Source organism: Stygiolobus azoricus, assembly GCF_009729035.1.
GTDB lineage: Archaea > Thermoproteota > Thermoprotei_A > Sulfolobales > Sulfolobaceae > Stygiolobus > Stygiolobus azoricus.
Window position 1 is genome coordinate 1,272,045 of sequence record NZ_CP045483.1, and the last position, 17,198, is coordinate 1,289,242.

The window sequence follows — 17,198 nt, forward strand, 5'->3', positions numbered from 1 at the left end:
ATTATATTCATTTCTATACAAAATCCATACTCTATATCTACTTCCTCGCAAAGGAGACGAATTAAAAGATTCTTGTCCTTCTTCTATCAGCGTCTGAAGAATTTCCCATGCCTTATGCTTAACGTCTTTATAAATCAACTAATGAAGGAATTAACTTAGGCTTAGGCTTTATTTTATTGACGACAGTATCTTGATTAAAAAACTCGTTCGATAAATCCGTAACTGAAAATGAGGCTTGTTTCAACTTTCAATTTCTCTAGAACTAACATACCACGAGAATAAGAAAAATTTATATTAAGAAGAAATAAATTTGAGATTAAAAAACACAAATCTATTTTATATTCTTTTTAGTACTTTTCCTGCTGAGGTATAAATTAATATTAGTCCTATAATCTGAAATATTGCATATATAATTCCTCTGAACTGGAATAAGGCAAATATTAATAATAATACTATAGCTATTATGAAAAGGTATGCAGCATTTTTGAATCCTTCTTCCCCATACCTTTTACTTAATTTAAAGTTGCCTACAATTGAATACAAAATTTCTCCTATAAAAGCCATTATTCCTGCTATAATTATCACTATTAATTCTAATCCAAGTGATAACAAAATCCCTGAACTAATAGTGTGTACATGTTTTTCAATAAGAGGAATTATGGAAACTATAGTTGCCGTCACAGCTATTATACCGGGTATAAGCAAAACCGTACCAATTAATGCCAATGTAGTTCCTGTGAATGGAGAATTAAAATCCGGAGAAAGAGTCTTCAATATTCCATATCCTTTTCTCAACTGCAGTATAGCTATAATATTAATTATTAAAGGTATTATAGTGAATCCAATTAGAACGTCAATATAGGGTTCTAACGCTGCAAATATCTTAATTGGGATTGAAACTCCCGTAGATGAGGCTAAGGTTGGAATTATGGCAACTATAACTATAGTTTCAACTAAAGTAACTGTAATTGCTATAATCCCAAGAATAGCGTATAATCTTATTTTATTTAGTGCTTCTCTATCTTTTTGAAAATTATTAGGATTATTTGGAACGTTTTGACTATTATAACCCATATATCTATTCTTCAATGCATTTTTATATACTTTTCCATAAACTTTTATGAACTTTGCTAGACTAGTTCGTTGCAGGACGAATTTTATACTAAGAAAATAAACTGGTAGTTCGTTAATAATGTTTCTAGACAAATAATAAGAAAAGTTTTTTCTCATATCAAAACTATGAATATGAAATCATTAGTAAAAATTGGTCTTATACTACTTATAATAGGAGGCATTTATTATGAGTATGCAATGAGCATGTTAGCTTCCGCCCATCCTTCACATCTTTACGAAGTACTGTACGTATTTCTATTTATTATACATGTAAAACGTTTAGATTTTAATTACTCACTGGGCATTTCTAAGTATTTTTATAATCTTCATAATTTCCTCTTGTGAGAAGTGAGAGTGGGAAAGAATTATTTATGGGTTTCCTTAAATCTGTAGTCATGGAAATAAGAAAAGCGGACAGTAAAGGAAGAATTTATCTCGGTAATAAATACGCTGGAAGGAATTTTTACGTGGTAAAAATATTTGACGGTATACTTTTGCTTAATGACGAGATTAAAGCTAAGGAAATTGAGGAGAAGAAGGAAGAATTCTTAAAAGGAAATATAGAGAAATTATTAGAACTTTTAGGTGAGCCTACAGTAGAAGAAATGAAGGAGGTAGTTAAGAGATCGAGGGAGAGAAGATTCTCGTCGATACAAACGTAATAATAAGCAAAAAAATCTTGATCTTAATAATACTGAGAGTGTGGTTTAAGAGCTTGCGGAATTTATATATCAAGAGTAGGGAAGGTATTAGGGAAAGAAAATAGGACAGTATACGTTAATAATGAAATTGAAAAATTTATTCATAGAAAGAATATATTTTAAAATATTTTAAACTATGTGGTTGCTAAATGGCAATGATTAATTATTTTCTATAATTAATTGTTAATGTTACTGTTCAGAAACTGAACAGCTAATGAGAAAATTTAAATACTAAAATCCAATTCAATGGTGATGATTGAGGTTTTATATATATGGAAGAAATATGGTAATTTTACTGCTTTGCAAGACGTTAGGTTTACTGTATATAATGGAGAAGTAGTAGGATATGTAGGGCTAAATGGTGCTGGTAAAACAACAACTATTGAAATAATTGCAGGTGTTTCATATCCTACTAGAGGAGACGTCATCATTGATGGATATAGTATTGTAAAAGAAAAGAAGGAAGCAGCAAAAAACGTGGGCTGGGTTCCAGAATTACCTATATTTGAACAGGATGTGAGAGCTCTCGATTATTTTATTTATCTTGCAGGATATTATGGTATAGATAAAGAAGAAGCTAAAAAGAAAGCAGAGGAACTGTTTTCCTTAGTTGGTTTGCAAGGAAGGGAGAAGGACAAGTTAAAAAATTACTCTCAAGGTATGAAAAAGAGATTCGCCTTAGCTGTGTCCTTAATTTCAGATCCAAATAATTTCCTATTTGATGAAGTTCTTAATGGACTCGATCCCGAAGGGATAATGTTCTTTAGAGATCTTGCTGTGAAATTGAAAAGAAAAAATAAAGCTGTACTCTTCTCTTCCCACATCCTTTCTGAAGTAGAAAATATAGCAGATAGAGTTGTTTTTATACATAAAGGAAGAATAATAAGGCAAATGCCAATGAGGGAAATTAGAAATTTCATTAAGACTAACACTTTCAGAGTAGTTTTAGGGAGGATTGATAAGGACGTAATTAAGATAGTAGAAAAATACGGTAATCCAAGAATTCAAGGAAATACAATTTTTATAGAGAATTTTGATGGAAATATTTCAGGATTGTGTGCTGATTTATCAAATTATGATATAATAGAGATGGGTAAAGTAAAAGGTAACCTGGAGGAAGTGTTCTTTAGGTTAATAGGTGAGCAAAATGAGACCAGTATTTTATGATTTTAAGAGAAGTTTCCTTAGATTATCTGTTATACTTTTTATAGTAATATCTGCTACAATAGGTATAGCAGTATCTTACGTAATTTATGCTAAAGTCTTTTCACCTCATCCTTACTATTTTTACAATCTTAACGTAATAGGCGTAAGTATACAAAAAGGTAATGGAGTTAAAGTCATAGGCTATATATTTAATAATCATGGAATTCCTATAAGCAATGCTCAAATTAACGTAAATGGAACGTCTTATACTACTAATGCTTCCGGATTCTTCGAACTTAATTTACCTAACTTCTATTTTAAACCTATTACCGTGAGTTATAATAATCAGAAAATTGAGTTTCTTCCACTTCCAGTATTTGTAAATGGTTCAAGATACTTATCATCTGTAGGTTATGTTCAGAAGAGTAATTACGTTTTTGTTATCGTTAATAATAATGGAAAAGGTACACTTATTTTAGCCGCAGATAATCCAAATAATCAGAAAGTTTACGTTAGTTTCTTAGACTTAGAAAATTCTTCCAGTTTCAATATAACTAACATTTCTTTTAAATATGTTGGAAATGTTACTAACTACATTAACTTTTATCATCTTCAAACTCCTCATTCAATAAAATATTTAGTAGTTCAAGTTAGATCCCCAAGTTCTTTTGCATTTCAAACAGTGGAAGAGTATTCCCCAGACGGTTACATAATACCAACGTTAGTAAGCACAATGATGGTGGAAATTAGCAGTTTTTCTTTTATTTTCCCTGCTGTAATGCTGTATTTAGCCTATATTCTATTCGCAAAACCGAGAGATTCTGGAGCATTGAAGTTCATACTAGCTAGACCTATAACCAGAAAAGAATTTTACATTAACAGATATCTAGGAGGAGTTCTAACAGCTATACTATCTTCTTTCTTGCTCTCTTTCCTAATTTACGCCACTCTTTCAATTCTGCTATCATCATCAGGAGTTTTATTACCTATAGATGTTCCAATAATACTGTTTGTTTCAACTTCTGGAGCTTTTATTGGATTCTTCTCATTAGTATATATGTTACCATCTTTTATAAGATCAGGAGGTATAGCGTTGGGAATTTCGATATTTCTCTTCTTATTCTTTCAAATAGGATTAAGTACTATTGCTGAGATAATAGCCTATATAACTGGACATATGAGTGAACTAAGTAACATACTCAATGAAATTTACTACTTAAATCCTCTTGGAGCAGAAGCGTTCGGTACCTATTACTTAGAAGTTCAATATGGAATAACATCGACAGTAAGCTCAATCCATTTACCCTTAGTAATATTATCGTCTATAGCATGGATAGTTGTTCCGTTTATAATAGGTTTAATAAAGTTTAATAAGACAAATATTTAATTTTTTGTGATATACACTTAGTAGGTGAATTAACTTTTAAATTGTGTTAGAACTTTTTCGCTTATGGTTCTGTTCTATTGGTCCATAGTCGAGTTAGCTAAAGAAATTGTAAAGAAAGCTGAAGAAGGTGTAGAAACTAGGAAAAAGTTTAGGTAAACTCTGTATCCAGACTTAATAGAAAAATTTCATGTACCGCTTAATAATACTAAGGACATTCAAGAAGTAAATTTATTATAGGCGACGGTTTAGTTATAGGTTCGTCAATAAGGTATGGCTTGAGGAATGAAAACATTTCTTGACACTATTGGCCTTTATGGAGATCTCTATGGTAAACCAGTAACTTTCTTTACAGAGGCATCGACAATTCACGGCGGACATGAAACGACTATCTTAATAAGATAACTTACGCTTTTCACTTTGGAATGATTATAGTACCTTTCCAGCTAATAATACTGGAGGAGGTCCTTATGATTCTTCACATTACTTTCTTGGCTTAAGATTTCTTAGACTCAGAAGTGATTGTGAAAGGAATATAAGGTTCAATTGTATCTCTACACAAATCTCTTAAATCCTTGGCACAAAAATTTGCTCAAGAAACTCTACATATTTCTAATAATCTTATGTCTATCTCGAATAAGATAACTACATGAGAATATTCTCTTTAACTCACTTAATAACTCATCTAGTTATTACATTTGGGACTTTCAGGTAAGAATGCTCTTAAGGCTACTAAGATTACTGCTGGAATTACTCCAAGGCCGAGCATAAGTCTCCAATTAGCTGAAAAAGAAAGTATGTATCTGGCCCAGAATGATGCGGTTAATACAGAGAGATTCTGGAGGATGCACTAAATTACGGATTTACAAACAAGACTACCTCCTTCACTAGGATTAAAGCTGGAATTTATAAGACTGAGAGGGAAAGGCATAAGGGCTTGAATTCGCACTACATCTACACCGCTTGTAAGGATGCAAGCGATAGACTACGTAGTTTCGAGAAGATGAAGAAGAGAGGTATGGCTCACACTGAGAGACCGTCTGCGAGGAGAGTTACTATCCACCTGGATGATCACTTTGGAAGTTTAGCCAGCATCAATACAGAGTTTGGTTGTACAGAAAAGAGTAGCAGCATATGCTACAAGTAAGCATGCGTTGTTAGGACTGACTAGAAGTATAGCAGTAGGCTACGCTCCTCAAATCAGATGTGTAGCAATATATCCAGGAACACCATTGTTAGAATGGCGGCAGAAAAGGAGGTTGGAAAAGAACATGTTGAAGAGAATGGGGATAAGTTTATCCTATGAAAAGAGTAGGAAATCCTGAAGAAATAGGATACTTAACAGCTTTTCTTCTCTCAGACTTAGCTTCGTTTATAAACGGTACTTGTATTGTGATTGACGGAGGATTAATTTCGTTAATACCTATAAGCAGTCCAGCTAGATAAATCTAAGATTTTTATTAAAAATTAATCAAGATATCTGTAAATTAAACTTACTTATCAAATCATTTATTACTTACATTTTAAGCATCTATTCCCGAGAAGTTATCATAGCTTTAGTAACTTTATTAAAGATCTTTACCGAACCTCTCCTATAATACACTAAAACTTCGTCGCCGGCTTTAAGAGGATGATCAGTATATGACACTATTTCAAGGCTATTATTTAATGGGGTTACAGTTATTCTAAACGTACCTCCTTGATATACTGTAAACCTTTACTTTACTAACTACGCATATGACTTTCTTAACACTACTGCATATCCATCATTACCTCAATATATTAATAATCCTAACGTAACCCTTATAGAAGCCCCATTTCCAGGAACTGAACATTATTATGCATTAGTTATAGACTCAATAGGTGTGCCAGTAGGTCCTCAGGAGCAAGAAGGAATTCAGCTTGCTCATTTCTGGTCTTCTTATGCAGGACAAGAGGTTTGGACTAAATGGAAAGCAGTAACTTACTATAAAAATGCAACGGACTGGTACAATACTCCAGCGCAATGGTACGATTATGAACAGTTAATTAATGATTCATCAAATCCCCAGGATTTTGTTTATCAACTATCTGACGGTGGACTTTTCGACAACGTATTTGAACAAATGATAAGTGGATTGTTAACTCTTCAGGAAGTAGGTCCTGCAGGATTATCAGCATGGAATTCTACATTAGTTTCCTCAATGCATGAGGAGGAACAAGAATGGTTACAAGCAGCTAAATTAGGATTAGGTTATATGGGATGGCCTGGACATCCATTCGGTAACTATTATCCTCCATGGGTTAAATCATCAGATCCCTCTAAGTCCGTCACTTCTAAAAACTCTACTGCTGTAACTCCTTTAGTGCTATTATTGCCAGTATTAGTAGTCCCAGAAGTATTTCAGAATAAGATATATTTAATTAAGTATTAAGTCATACTTGGTTTTTATTTTCCTTTTCATACCCTTATCCTTATTATGTTCGATATATATACTTTATAATTTATTTAAATATATGATACACGTAAGGTTTATTAAATAGTAAATTAAAAAAGTCATGATAAATATGGCTAAAAAAGAGGAGATGGGCAAACATTTAGAAAGTGACGGACCTTCGTCCTTTAGTAGGGATACTGTAAAGGCTATAATATCGCAGTTTTTAGGGTTTCTTCTTGATGCGTATGATCTAACAATGATATTGACCATAGCTCCAGTTTTAGCCGTTGTACTTTTTCCACCCTCATCTTCTTTATTAGCTACATTTAATGTCATATTCGCCTATTCCTTGACTATAATATTTAGACCTCTAGGATCTGCTATCTTTGGGCATTTAGGAGACAAACTAGGTAGAAGGACTGATCTAATTATAACCGTACTAGGTCTAGGAATTACTAGTGCACTAACTGCAGCATTACCGACTTATGCTCAAGTAGGAATATTGTCTTACATCCTATTTGTTATAATAAGAATAGGAGTAGGAATATTTGCTGGAGGAGAATACGCTGCTGGACATCCTTTTGCAATGGAATGGACTCCGTATAAATGGAGAGGTTTCATAAGTGGACTGGTTCAGGGAGGATTCTCATTTGGTAGTATGTTAACAGCTGCCGTCTTGTCCCTCTTTATCTCAACTTTTGGGGTGAAAGGTCTTGAAACTTATGCATGGAGATATCTCTTTCTTACAACGTTAATTCCAGCAGTTATAGCCCTAGCAATAAGACTATCCATGAAGGAGACTCCAATTTTCTCTGACCTAAAGGCACAAAATAAAATAAGGAAAAGTCCTTTCCTTGATCTCTTTAGAAAACCTTACAGAAGAGATTTCTTCCAAGTAATGCTTTTTATGACTGGGCTGTTCTTCTACTCTTACTCCCTATTTGCATTCGTACCTACAATACTAGAACATAAACCTTCTGTATTTTCACTAAGTACAGCTAACCATATTTATACCATCGGTACAGTGGCAGCATTTTTTGGCGCGGTGCTTTTCGGTACATTAACTCAAATAGTTGGACGAAGAAGACTAGCATTAATATGGGCTGTGATAACCTTTATAGTTTCTATCCCTATGTATTATATGCTAATGTATGGTGCTAGTATAGGCAATGTAGCAATAGCAACAATTGCAGTAATAATTATAGGAATAATAGCACAAGGACCTTGGGGAATGATACCAATTTATCTTTCTGAAAGATTTAAAGCTTCAATGAGGTCTTCTGGACTTGGTTTCGGATATTCTTCAGGAATATTTCTTGGTGGATGGTTCAGCATATATGTACCTTTAATGCACGAATATCTATTCAAGTCCATAGATACTCCTACTAATGTTTGGTTCTCTACTGCAGTACTTCTCATGATAGGCGCGGTAATTGTTGGTATAGGACAATATTTAGGACCAGAAACACTTGGAACACGTCTTTCAGAGTAATCTAAACCAAAATAGAAAAATAAAAGTCATATTCCTTTTTTAAAAAATTAAATGTTTTTAATACTTCAAACATATTCTACTTATGAGCTCCTCAATATGGAACACACTATGGAAAAAGAGGGTAACGCACATTATACTCTTTGTTCTGGTGTTATATCTGATTAATTTTCTAGATAGAGTAAATATTTCTTATGCAATAGACGCTGGAATGTTTAAAGATCTAGGGCTGAGTTCTGCTGCAGCCACTGTAGCTGCATCATTGGCTTCTTCACTATTCTTCATAGGATACTTTATTCCACAAATATTCTCGAATTTACTTATTAGTAGAATAGGAGTTAGAAAAGTTTTTGCTCTAGCTTTCCTATCCTGGGGTATTATTACTGTTTTAATAGGATTATCTACTTCAGTTACTGAAGTGTACATACTAAGATTTTTATTAGGAATTGCCGAGGCCCCATTTTATGCTGGCGTAATATTTTACTTAAGTTTATGGTTCACCAGAAAAGAGAGAGCTACCGCAAATAGCTTATTTAATGCCGCAATACCTATTTCTGGAATTATAGGAGGATTAATAGCAGGAGCAATATTCTCAGTTTATGGTAATTATCCAGGATGGAGATACTTATTCTTTTATGAGGGAGGCTTAGCTATAGTGGCGGTAATATTTATTCTCGCCCTAATGACTGACTTCCCTAAAGATGCAAAGTGGTTAACAACAGAGGAGAAAAATCTTCTACTTTCGGAAATAGAAACTTCACCAAATGTTCACACTAAATGGACCAGAGCCTTGGCAGATCCAGACGTGATAAAACTAGCTATTGTGTATTTTCTTGGAGTCACTAGCCTGTATGGTTATACTATATGGCTTCCTTCAATAATTTCAAGCTTTTCTGGACTCTCAGCAGCCTTATCAAGCTTCCTTAGTGCTATACCTTACCTCATAGCTTCCATAAGTCTAATATTTATAGCTAGGTATGCTGATAAAAAACAAACACATAAATGGGTTACTTTTTACGTATTTTTAATAGCTGGTATTGGATTGGCTGCAAGTGCTGCAGCTCTAAGAATCTCGGCTGTATTATCCTTCGTATTTTTCGTTATAGCTGCAATAGGCATATACAGTTTCCTATCGCCATTCTGGGCAATACCTACAAAATTCTTAAAAGGTGAATCTGCTGCAGCGTCAATAGGACTTATAAATGCTGTAGGAAATCTAGGAGGAATAGCTGGACCGATAATAGTAGGAGTTTTAAAGGCCTATACTAACTCTTTTCTACCAGGGATTTATACTATGGCAGCTTTCGCTTTCGTTGCAGGAATTGTAGTTCTGCTAATAAAGAAAGATGTAAGAACCATGACATGACTTATTCCTCTTTATTTACTTTAATATTAAGACTTAATTTTTCTATTTTGGTTAGCCGATTGTTACCTTTCTTAATAATTTCTGTTTTAATTAAATAAATTAAAAATAAAAAGTTAATATATTTTGTTTTTTAATGAGATCTATCTCGTTATCGGAAATAAAATATCTGACATCTAGATGTAAACATTCTATATAATTATATTTGTAATAACATTTATATCTTTCATTCTATATCCTATACAGTAACCTAGTGAGTATAATAATGCTTTTACAAGCTTATATCGTAGGAAAAGGTTTAAAAAATATGAATTACATAATATTTTATGATGTTTAATGTCCTCCCAATCTGCATTACAACAAATTCTAGATCAACTAGATACTAGAAAAGTAACTAGATTCTATTGGATAATAACGATCTTAGCTGCAATAGGAGGTTTTCTATTTGGTTACGATACAGCAGTTATAGCTACTGCATCAGTTTTTGTCCCATATCATTTTACTGGATTTGTTTACGGATACGAAATAGCGAGTGCATCATTAGGCGCAGCCATAGGTGCTATTATAGCTTATTTTTATACTGATAGATATGGTAGAAAATCGTTATTAATTACAGACGCAGCAATTTACACTGCTGCGGCAATTCTCGCAGCACTTACTGTAAACGGAGCAATGCTTCTAATAATGAGAACTATAATTGGTATCGCTATAGGTGCAGATTCTGCTGTAGCTACTGCCTACATAACAGAATATGCACCAAGAGATAGAAGAGGTTCGCTCGGAATAATGCAACAATGGATGATAACAATTGGTATTTTAGGATCTTACTTGGTAGGATCAGCGATTTTAATATTAGCTCCATCTTTAGCATATACAGTAGATTGGAGATTAATGTTAGGTTTAGCGGCTATTCCAGCAATGATAGGTTTAATATTTAGATTTATGATGCCTGAATCTCCAAGATGGTTATTATTGTCTGGACAAATAGATAGATTAAAGAGAGATTTAAGAAAATTTGGATTAGAGGTTAACAATACACTACTTCAGAAAGCTATTCAAGAAGTTAAAGAAGAAGCTTCAGCTAAGTTTGATACTGCAACTAAGAGAGCACTACTTGTAGTAGGTTTATGGATTGTCTTCCAACAGATAACAGGAATAAATGTTCCCTTCTATTATGGTCCTACAATAATACTCGACCTACATTTATTTAGAAGTACTTCAAATCCAGTCTACAGTGAAATAGATTCAGTATTAGCCGCATCTATATTAGCCATAATAAATACTGCAGCTACATATATCGCTTTCAAATATATTGATAAGATAGGTAGAAGAAATCTAGGGATTTCTGCTTATGCTGGAATGTTAGTCTTCGATCTACTGGGAGGAATATTAGTAATGAAAGGCGTATTAATAGGTGCTCTGATAGCTTTTGCAGGATTTATAATATTCTTTGCCTACGGCGTAGGAGGTACTGGATGGCTTATTCAAGCAGAATATTTTAAGACTGCAGTTAGAGGTAGAATGGCTGCAATAATAGCACTAATAGATTGGTTATCAAACTTCGCTTTAATAGAAGTCTTTCCTATAATGTTATCATCAATAGGACTAGCTGGATCAATGTTCGTATTTGCTGCACTAGACGCTATAGCATTAGTAATAGTATACTTCTTACTCCCAGAAACTAAAGGATTGTCATTGGAGCAAGTAGTCAAAATGTTTGGAGAAACACCTGTATCACAATTAAGGAAAGGAAGAGAAATTGTAATGAAAGAAGAGAAGAAAGAAAAATCTGTTTCATAATCTATATAGTTTTTTAAATATATTTCAAATACAAACTTTGGTCTAAGCACGTGGAAAAATCTTCAACTAGATTAAGTAACTTATACAGTATAATAGATTTAATTGGATAATTATATTATTCAATAAGTTAAAAGTTATTTCTTCCTCAGTACATAAAATATGACGATTTAATATGAAAAAGTACTCGTTAAGATCAGATTATTGATTATTGAAGTATATTTCAAATAATTTACAAATAACTTAACCCTTGTACTTCAAAAACTTATAAATATTGAGTTCTTAAAAATAACATCCATATCTGCATTATACGTGGCTCCATGTTCTGCATTTATAACAAACCTAGAGAGGTTTACAATTTTCACCCTCTATACCTACTTCTGATCCTTCAGCCAAACGTTCTTTTGATTTGCATATTACCTTACCTTGTCCAACATCTATTTTGATATAATAACTTCTTTCTTCGAATCCTTCTAGAGAATAGAAATTAATAGCAGTTTTTAAACCTTTTCTGGTAATGAAATTTATGAAATCATTTATATTTTTGAAGATATATAAACTCTTGTGACTAAGTTGAAAAAAGTAGGAATAATTGGAGCAGGTTGGTATGGCTTTCGTCCGCAAATAAAGGACTTGTCTTTTAGGGAAATGGTTTTTGAAGCAGCAAGTAGGGCATACGAAAATGCAGGAATAGATCCAAGAAAGGACGTAGATACTTTCGTTTCATGTCAAGAAGATTTTTTGGAAGGAATATCAATAGCTGACGAGTTTGCTCCAGATCCAATAGGAGGTGCAATGAGACCTACTATGACGGTAGCAGGAGATGGACTTCAAGGAATTATCCACGGTGCAATGCAGATTTTATCTGGAGTTTCTAATGTTACTGTAGTTGAGGCCCATGCTAAACCTAGTGATATTGAGAGAATCGATAAAATTATTGAGTTTGCAATGGATCCTCTTTTTTCTAGGTTAGGAATTAACGTTCATTTCCTTGCCGGACTCGATGCTACAAAGTTCATGAAAAAGTATGGAATAAAAAGGAAAGATTTAGCAGAAGTAGTATCAAGAAACCTTAGTTCTGGATTTAAGACTCCTAGATCTTCTTTTGCTTCTAAAGTAAGTGTAGATGACGTATTATCTCAGGATTTCGTAGTTTATCCCTTATCACGTATGGATATAGCTAAATATGTTGACGCTAGTATTGTTTTTATTCTAGCTTCAGAGGAAATAGCTAGAAAATATGATCCTATATGGATAGAAGGAATGTCCTTTGCTACTGCAGAAAAACTCGGTGAAGCTGAGTATTTGTCTATAGCAGCAAAGCAAGCTTATAAGATGGCTAACGTAAAACCTTCTAAAGTAGATGGAATATTCGTGGACGATAGGTATAGTTATAAGGAACTTCAACACCTAGAGGCTTTAGGTATAAGTTCTAAAGAATTTCTGAGAGACCAAAACATTGAGGTTAATCCTTATGGAGGACATTTAGCTAAAGGTGTTCCTTTAGAGGCTTCAGGACTTTCTTTACTTTTAGATGCCATAGATTTTATTAAAGAAGGACATGAAAGTGCTATAGTAGCTAGTTGGAGGGGAATCCCACCTACACTGGCGCAGTATTGGTGGTGAGAAAATGAGAAAGGTTGGAATAATAGGAGCTGGATTAACGTTGTTTAGGAGAAGGATGCTTGAGACTCCACAAGAATTAGCATATATTGCAGCAAGTAGGGCATTGGATGAAGCAGGTCTGGAGTTGAAGGATATTGATTGTGTAGTAATAGGGAGTGCTCCAGACGCTTTTGACGGTATTCATATGAAGGGAGAATATTTGGCTAAAGCTGGAGGAGAGAGAAAAATGACTAGTAGAGTTTACGTAGGTGGAGCTACTGGTGTTATGACAGCAATTTCTGCGTGGTACCATGTAGCTAGCGGTCTTTGTGAAAAAGTTTTAGCAATAGCTGAAGAAAAAATGAGTCCCGCTAGACCTCATCCTCAATCTGTATTTAAATATATTTGGGATCCTATAACTGAAAAGCCACTCAATCCTAACCTTATCTGGATATTCGCTATGGAAATGCATAGGTATATGGCAAAATATGGTATAAAGAAAGAGGATATAGCACTCGTATCGGTCAAGAATAAGAGAAACGCAATGAATAACCCCTACGCTCAGGCAGCAGCTAACATCACGGTAGACGACGTCTTGAACAGCGAAGTCTTAGTTTGGCCTGTCAACAGGTTAGACGTGAGCCCTGTGAGCGACGGTGCGGCGGCTATGGTATTAGCTACTGAAGACATTGTAAGAAGATATACTGATACCCCCGTATGGATTGAAGGAGTGGGATGGACTTTAGATAACACATCTTGGCCAGGGAGAGAATTAGCTTATCCAAGGTATTTAGAGAATGCAGCCAGGATGGCTTACAAGATGGCTAAGATTGAAAGACCTGACAAGGAGATAGACGTAGTAGAACCCTATGATCCCTTTGATTATAAGGAACTTCATCATTTGGAAGGTTTAATGATAGCTAAAAAAGGAGAGGCTCCTAAGTTACTTAAGGAGGGAGTATTTGACATTGATGGAGATATTCCTTCAAGCCCTTCTGGAGGACTCTTGGGAGTTGGAAATCCTATAGCAGCTGCAGGTTTAATGAAGACCATAAGCATTTATTGGCAATTAAAAGGAACTGCAGGTAAAATGCAAGTTAAGAAACCAGTTCATACTGGTGTTGCACAAGCTTGGGGCGATTTGATGCAAGCCGCAACAGTTATAGTTATGAGGAATTGAGGTGAGTTGGATGGAGAGAAAAGAATTGGAAACTCCTCTAAAAAAGGAGGAGTTAAAAGAACCCATAACTATAAGCTATAAACCTTACGCTAAATACGAATATTCTGCCGGTCAATCCATATCTAGATATTTGGAGGGATTAAAGGAGGGTAAAATAATAGGGAGAAAATGTAATAAATGCGGTAGAGTTTACGTTCCTCCAAAAATGTATTGTGAAGACTGCTTTAAGCCTACAGATGAATGGGTAGAAGTTAAGGATGAGGGGATTGTAGAGACTGCAGTAGCTAGCTTCATTTCGTGGACTAGGGAAAGGCTTGAGGAGCCTGGGATTGTAGGTACAATTAGGCTATTCCCGTCCAAAGAAAACGATTACGTCTTCCCTGGAGTGTTTCATAGGATATGTTGTTCATACGATGAAGTAAGGAATATGTCTATAATAGGTAAGAGAGTGAAAGCAGTCTGGAGAAGTGAAAGAAAAGGAGACATTGATGACATAGAATGTTTCAAGGTGATTTGAATGGCATGGGATAAAAGTGCGAAATCAATTCAAGTAAAAGGTGAAATGGAAGTATATGAGTATGTATATACTGCGGGAAAGAATGGAGAAGAGTTCTTTAAGGCACTGAAGGATAAGAAAATTTTAGGAGGAAGATGTGAAAAATGCGGTAGGGTATTTGTCCCTCCTAAAATGTTCTGCGAGTATTGCTTTGGGCTACTAAAATTAGAGGAAATTAAGGGTAAGCCGATTATAGACTCTTTCACTGTAATCTATTACGATAATGACGGTAAGAAGTTAGAGACTCCTATAACTGTAGGTTTCATATCCTTTGAAGGTGTAGAGGGAGGAATTCTTGCTTATGTTGAAGGAGTCCCTGAAATTGGCAAGGAAGTTGAAATACTTGAATATAATATACCATTAAGGGTGAAGGTAAAATGAGTTGGAAACCGAGCAAGGAATGGATTGAGGAAAGTAATGTTTATAATTTTATGACTCAAAAATCTTTAGATTTTAATTCTTTTTTGGAATATTCCACTACACCAGAATTTTGGGAGTATTTTGCTAATAAGATTTTTAATTTTCATAGAAAATATGCTAAAGTTCTTGACTTATCTGAAGGAAAACAATGGCCTAAATGGTTTGTAGGTGGAGGATTAAATGTAGGGAATCAATTGAAAGAAAGTAGCGAAATTTTTGTTAAGTATATGAATGAAAAAGGAGAAAAGAAAGAATTAACTTACTCTCAAGTTTTAAATCAAACTAAGGCAGTAAGCAGTTGGCTTCACAAAATAGGATTAAAGAAAGGAGATAGAGTAGCAGTTTACATGCCTATGATTCCTGAAATTGTTCCAATATTTCTCGGAATAATAAGGGCTGGTATGATAGTGGTTCCTCTTTTCTCTGGATTTGGTAAGGAACCAATTAAGACAAGAATTGACGATAGTAACGCTAAGCTAATCTTTGCCTCTGACATTACAATAAGGAAAGGAAAAGAAATAGATATGCTTCAGAACATAAAGGATATTCAAATAGAAAAAGTAATAGTAAAGCGAGGACACGGAAGAGAGGAAAAGGATTACCTGGATTTTAGTGAGGTTCTTAAAACTCCTGGAGATTACGTTGAGGACACTTCTACAGAAGATCCTATTATGATCATTTACACTTCTGGCACTACGGGTAAACCTAAGGGATGTGTACATACACACGACGGATTTCCTCTTAAGGCTGCTGCAGACCTCTTCTTTAATTTTGATTCGAAAGAAGGAGAGACAATATCTTGGATTTCTGATATGGGGTGGATGATGGGACCTTGGTTTTTATTTGGTGGAATGCTATTAAAGAATAAAATAGCACTGTTTGAAGGTTATCCAGATCAAAATACTTTATCTAGATTTGTTGATGAATTGAAAGTAAATATTCTAGGATTGTCTCCAAGTCTAATAAGGGCATTAAGAGCAGAATCTGAGATATATAAACTTAATTTAAGAATAGTGGGAATCACTGGTGAACCCATAGATGTAGAAAGCTGGAAATGGTCATTAAAAGTTACAGATTCACCTATAATTAATTACTCTGGAGGAACAGAAATTTCAGGAGGAATTTTAGGAAATTATGTCATTAAAGAGATAAGACCTTCATCATTTAACGGTTCTTGTCCAGGTATAAAAGCAGATGTATTTGACGAGGAAGGTAAGAGAGCAAATCCCAATATTGTAGGAGAATTAGTAGTCTTAAGCGTATGGCCTGGAATGACAAGAGGATTTTGGAAGAATAATGAAAGATATATTGAAACTTATTGGTCAAGGTGGAAAGATGTGTGGGTACACGGAGATTTAGCTTATTATGACGAAGAAGGGTACTATTATATTGTAGGAAGGAGCGATGATACAATAAAAGTTGCAGGTAAGAGAGTAGGTCCAGCTGAAGTAGAGGCAGTTATTAATTCTTATCCTGGTGTTATTGAGTCTGCTTGTGTTGGAGTTCCTGATCCTTTGAAAGGTGAAAAGATAATTTGTTTCGTAGTTTCTAAAAATAATGATGAAAATAAAATTCTAGAATATACTCAAAAAATGTTAGGTAAGGCAATTGCTCCTTCTGAAATTAAAATAGTCAAGGAATTACCTAAGACCAGGAATGCAAAAATTATGAGAAGGTTAATAAGAGCTATAATTTTAGGAAAGAATTTAGGAGATATATCTTCCTTAGAAAATCCCTCATCAATAGAAGAAATAAAAAAGACTGTTCAGAATATCTAATTTTTATATTCTAAACTTTCATTTATATGAAAAGGAAAGTAACCTAATTGTAAGGGCTTTTTTATTACTTCAGGCAATAACATTCTTAGTGCTTCTCTTACTGGCTTTCTACTCATGTTAAGAACTTTATATAATAGGTCTTTAGTTAGCCTTTAACAATTGAGGATTTCGCTAGGACTTAGAGAGACAAATAATTCCCAAACATGATCCTGATGATTCTCTTGCTCATACATAATTGAGTGTAAAATT

The 17,198-nt window shown here is 34.1% G+C and carries 15 protein-coding genes and 3 pseudogenes; 15 read left to right on the plus strand and 3 right to left on the minus strand.

What is annotated here, in order from left to right:
- Positions 1–336: 336 nt before the first annotated feature.
- Positions 337–1,074 (minus strand): DUF973 family protein, encoded by a 738-nt coding sequence (locus D1868_RS06975; RefSeq protein ID WP_196770221.1) that lies wholly within the window; start codon positions 1,072–1,074, stop codon positions 337–339.
- A gap of 380 nt (positions 1,075–1,454) precedes the next feature.
- On the opposite strand from D1868_RS06975, the gene D1868_RS06980 reads away from it, so the two are divergent.
- The 3 genes from D1868_RS06980 (at position 1,455) to D1868_RS06990 (ending at position 4,347) form a co-directional block, all read left to right on the plus strand.
- The gene (locus D1868_RS06980; RefSeq protein ID WP_156006859.1) at positions 1,455–1,775 is read left to right on the plus strand and encodes a hypothetical protein; all 321 of its coding nucleotides are present in this window, start codon (positions 1,455–1,457) and stop codon (positions 1,773–1,775) included.
- Positions 1,776–2,066: 291 nt separating this feature from the next.
- The gene (locus D1868_RS06985; protein ID WP_196770222.1) at positions 2,067–2,981 is read left to right on the plus strand and encodes an ABC transporter ATP-binding protein; all 915 of its coding nucleotides are present in this window, start codon (positions 2,067–2,069) and stop codon (positions 2,979–2,981) included.
- Positions 2,962–4,347: an ABC transporter permease subunit gene (locus tag D1868_RS06990; protein ID WP_156006863.1), complete on the plus strand. Its 1,386-nt coding sequence runs from the start codon at positions 2,962–2,964 to the stop codon at positions 4,345–4,347. Before D1868_RS06985 ends, D1868_RS06990 begins: the two co-directional genes overlap by 20 nt.
- 682 nt (positions 4,348–5,029) lie before the next feature.
- On the opposite strand, the gene D1868_RS11230 is transcribed toward D1868_RS06990, so the two are convergent.
- Entirely contained in the window at positions 5,030–5,191 is a 162-nt protein-coding gene (locus D1868_RS11230; RefSeq protein WP_269194916.1) for an MFS transporter, read from the minus strand.
- On the opposite strand from D1868_RS11230, the pseudogene D1868_RS07000 reads away from it, so the two are divergent.
- The 3 genes and pseudogenes from D1868_RS07000 to D1868_RS11240 all read left to right on the plus strand — a co-directional run.
- Positions 5,171–5,433, plus strand: a pseudogene (locus D1868_RS07000) (hypothetical protein); the annotation flags it as partial. The gene D1868_RS11230 and the pseudogene D1868_RS07000 sit on opposite strands and share 21 nt — an antisense overlap.
- Before the next feature lie 17 nt (positions 5,434–5,450).
- Positions 5,451–5,669, plus strand: a complete 219-nt coding sequence (locus tag D1868_RS11235; RefSeq protein ID WP_269194899.1) for an SDR family NAD(P)-dependent oxidoreductase — start codon at positions 5,451–5,453, stop codon at positions 5,667–5,669.
- Complete coding sequence (locus D1868_RS11240; RefSeq protein ID WP_269194900.1) at positions 5,647–5,790, plus strand: SDR family oxidoreductase; 144 nt, start codon at positions 5,647–5,649, stop codon at positions 5,788–5,790. The genes D1868_RS11235 and D1868_RS11240 overlap by 23 nt, the downstream gene beginning before the upstream one ends.
- Positions 5,791–5,875: 85 nt before the next feature.
- Here the strand turns inward: D1868_RS11240 and D1868_RS11345 are convergent.
- Positions 5,876–6,046 (minus strand): annotated as a pseudogene (locus tag D1868_RS11345) (hypothetical protein); the annotation flags it as partial.
- A 163-nt stretch (positions 6,047–6,209) separates the two neighbouring features.
- Here D1868_RS11345 and D1868_RS07010 point away from each other — a divergent pair.
- The 9 genes and pseudogenes from D1868_RS07010 (at position 6,210) to D1868_RS07050 (ending at position 16,949) form a co-directional block, all read left to right on the plus strand.
- Positions 6,210–6,758, plus strand: coding sequence for a hypothetical protein (locus D1868_RS07010; protein WP_196770223.1), 549 nt, complete (start codon positions 6,210–6,212; stop codon positions 6,756–6,758).
- Positions 6,759–6,891: 133 nt separating this feature from the next.
- Complete coding sequence (locus D1868_RS07015) at positions 6,892–8,253, plus strand: MFS transporter (RefSeq protein WP_231112328.1); 1,362 nt, start codon at positions 6,892–6,894, stop codon at positions 8,251–8,253.
- Between the two features lie 82 nt (positions 8,254–8,335).
- A complete protein-coding gene (locus tag D1868_RS07020) occupies positions 8,336–9,616 on the plus strand; it encodes an MFS transporter (RefSeq protein ID WP_156006865.1) in 1,281 nt (426 codons plus the stop codon).
- 333 nt (positions 9,617–9,949) lie between these two features.
- Entirely contained in the window at positions 9,950–11,413 is a 1,464-nt protein-coding gene (locus D1868_RS07025) for a sugar porter family MFS transporter (protein ID WP_156006867.1), read from the plus strand.
- A 645-nt stretch (positions 11,414–12,058) separates the two neighbouring features.
- Positions 12,059–13,044: pseudogene (locus D1868_RS07030) on the plus strand (thiolase C-terminal domain-containing protein).
- Positions 13,041–14,195, plus strand: coding sequence for a thiolase domain-containing protein (locus D1868_RS07035; RefSeq protein ID WP_156006869.1), 1,155 nt, complete (start codon positions 13,041–13,043; stop codon positions 14,193–14,195). The pseudogene D1868_RS07030 and the gene D1868_RS07035 overlap by 4 nt, the downstream one beginning before the upstream one ends.
- A gap of 25 nt (positions 14,196–14,220) precedes the next feature.
- Entirely contained in the window at positions 14,221–14,712 is a 492-nt protein-coding gene (locus D1868_RS07040; protein WP_156007982.1) for a Zn-ribbon domain-containing OB-fold protein, read from the plus strand.
- Complete coding sequence (locus D1868_RS07045; RefSeq protein WP_196770224.1) at positions 14,713–15,132, plus strand: Zn-ribbon domain-containing OB-fold protein; 420 nt, start codon at positions 14,713–14,715, stop codon at positions 15,130–15,132.
- Entirely contained in the window at positions 15,129–16,949 is a 1,821-nt protein-coding gene (locus D1868_RS07050; RefSeq protein ID WP_156006871.1) for an AMP-binding protein, read from the plus strand. The genes D1868_RS07045 and D1868_RS07050 overlap by 4 nt, the downstream gene beginning before the upstream one ends.
- Positions 16,950–17,198: the final 249 nt, after the last annotated feature.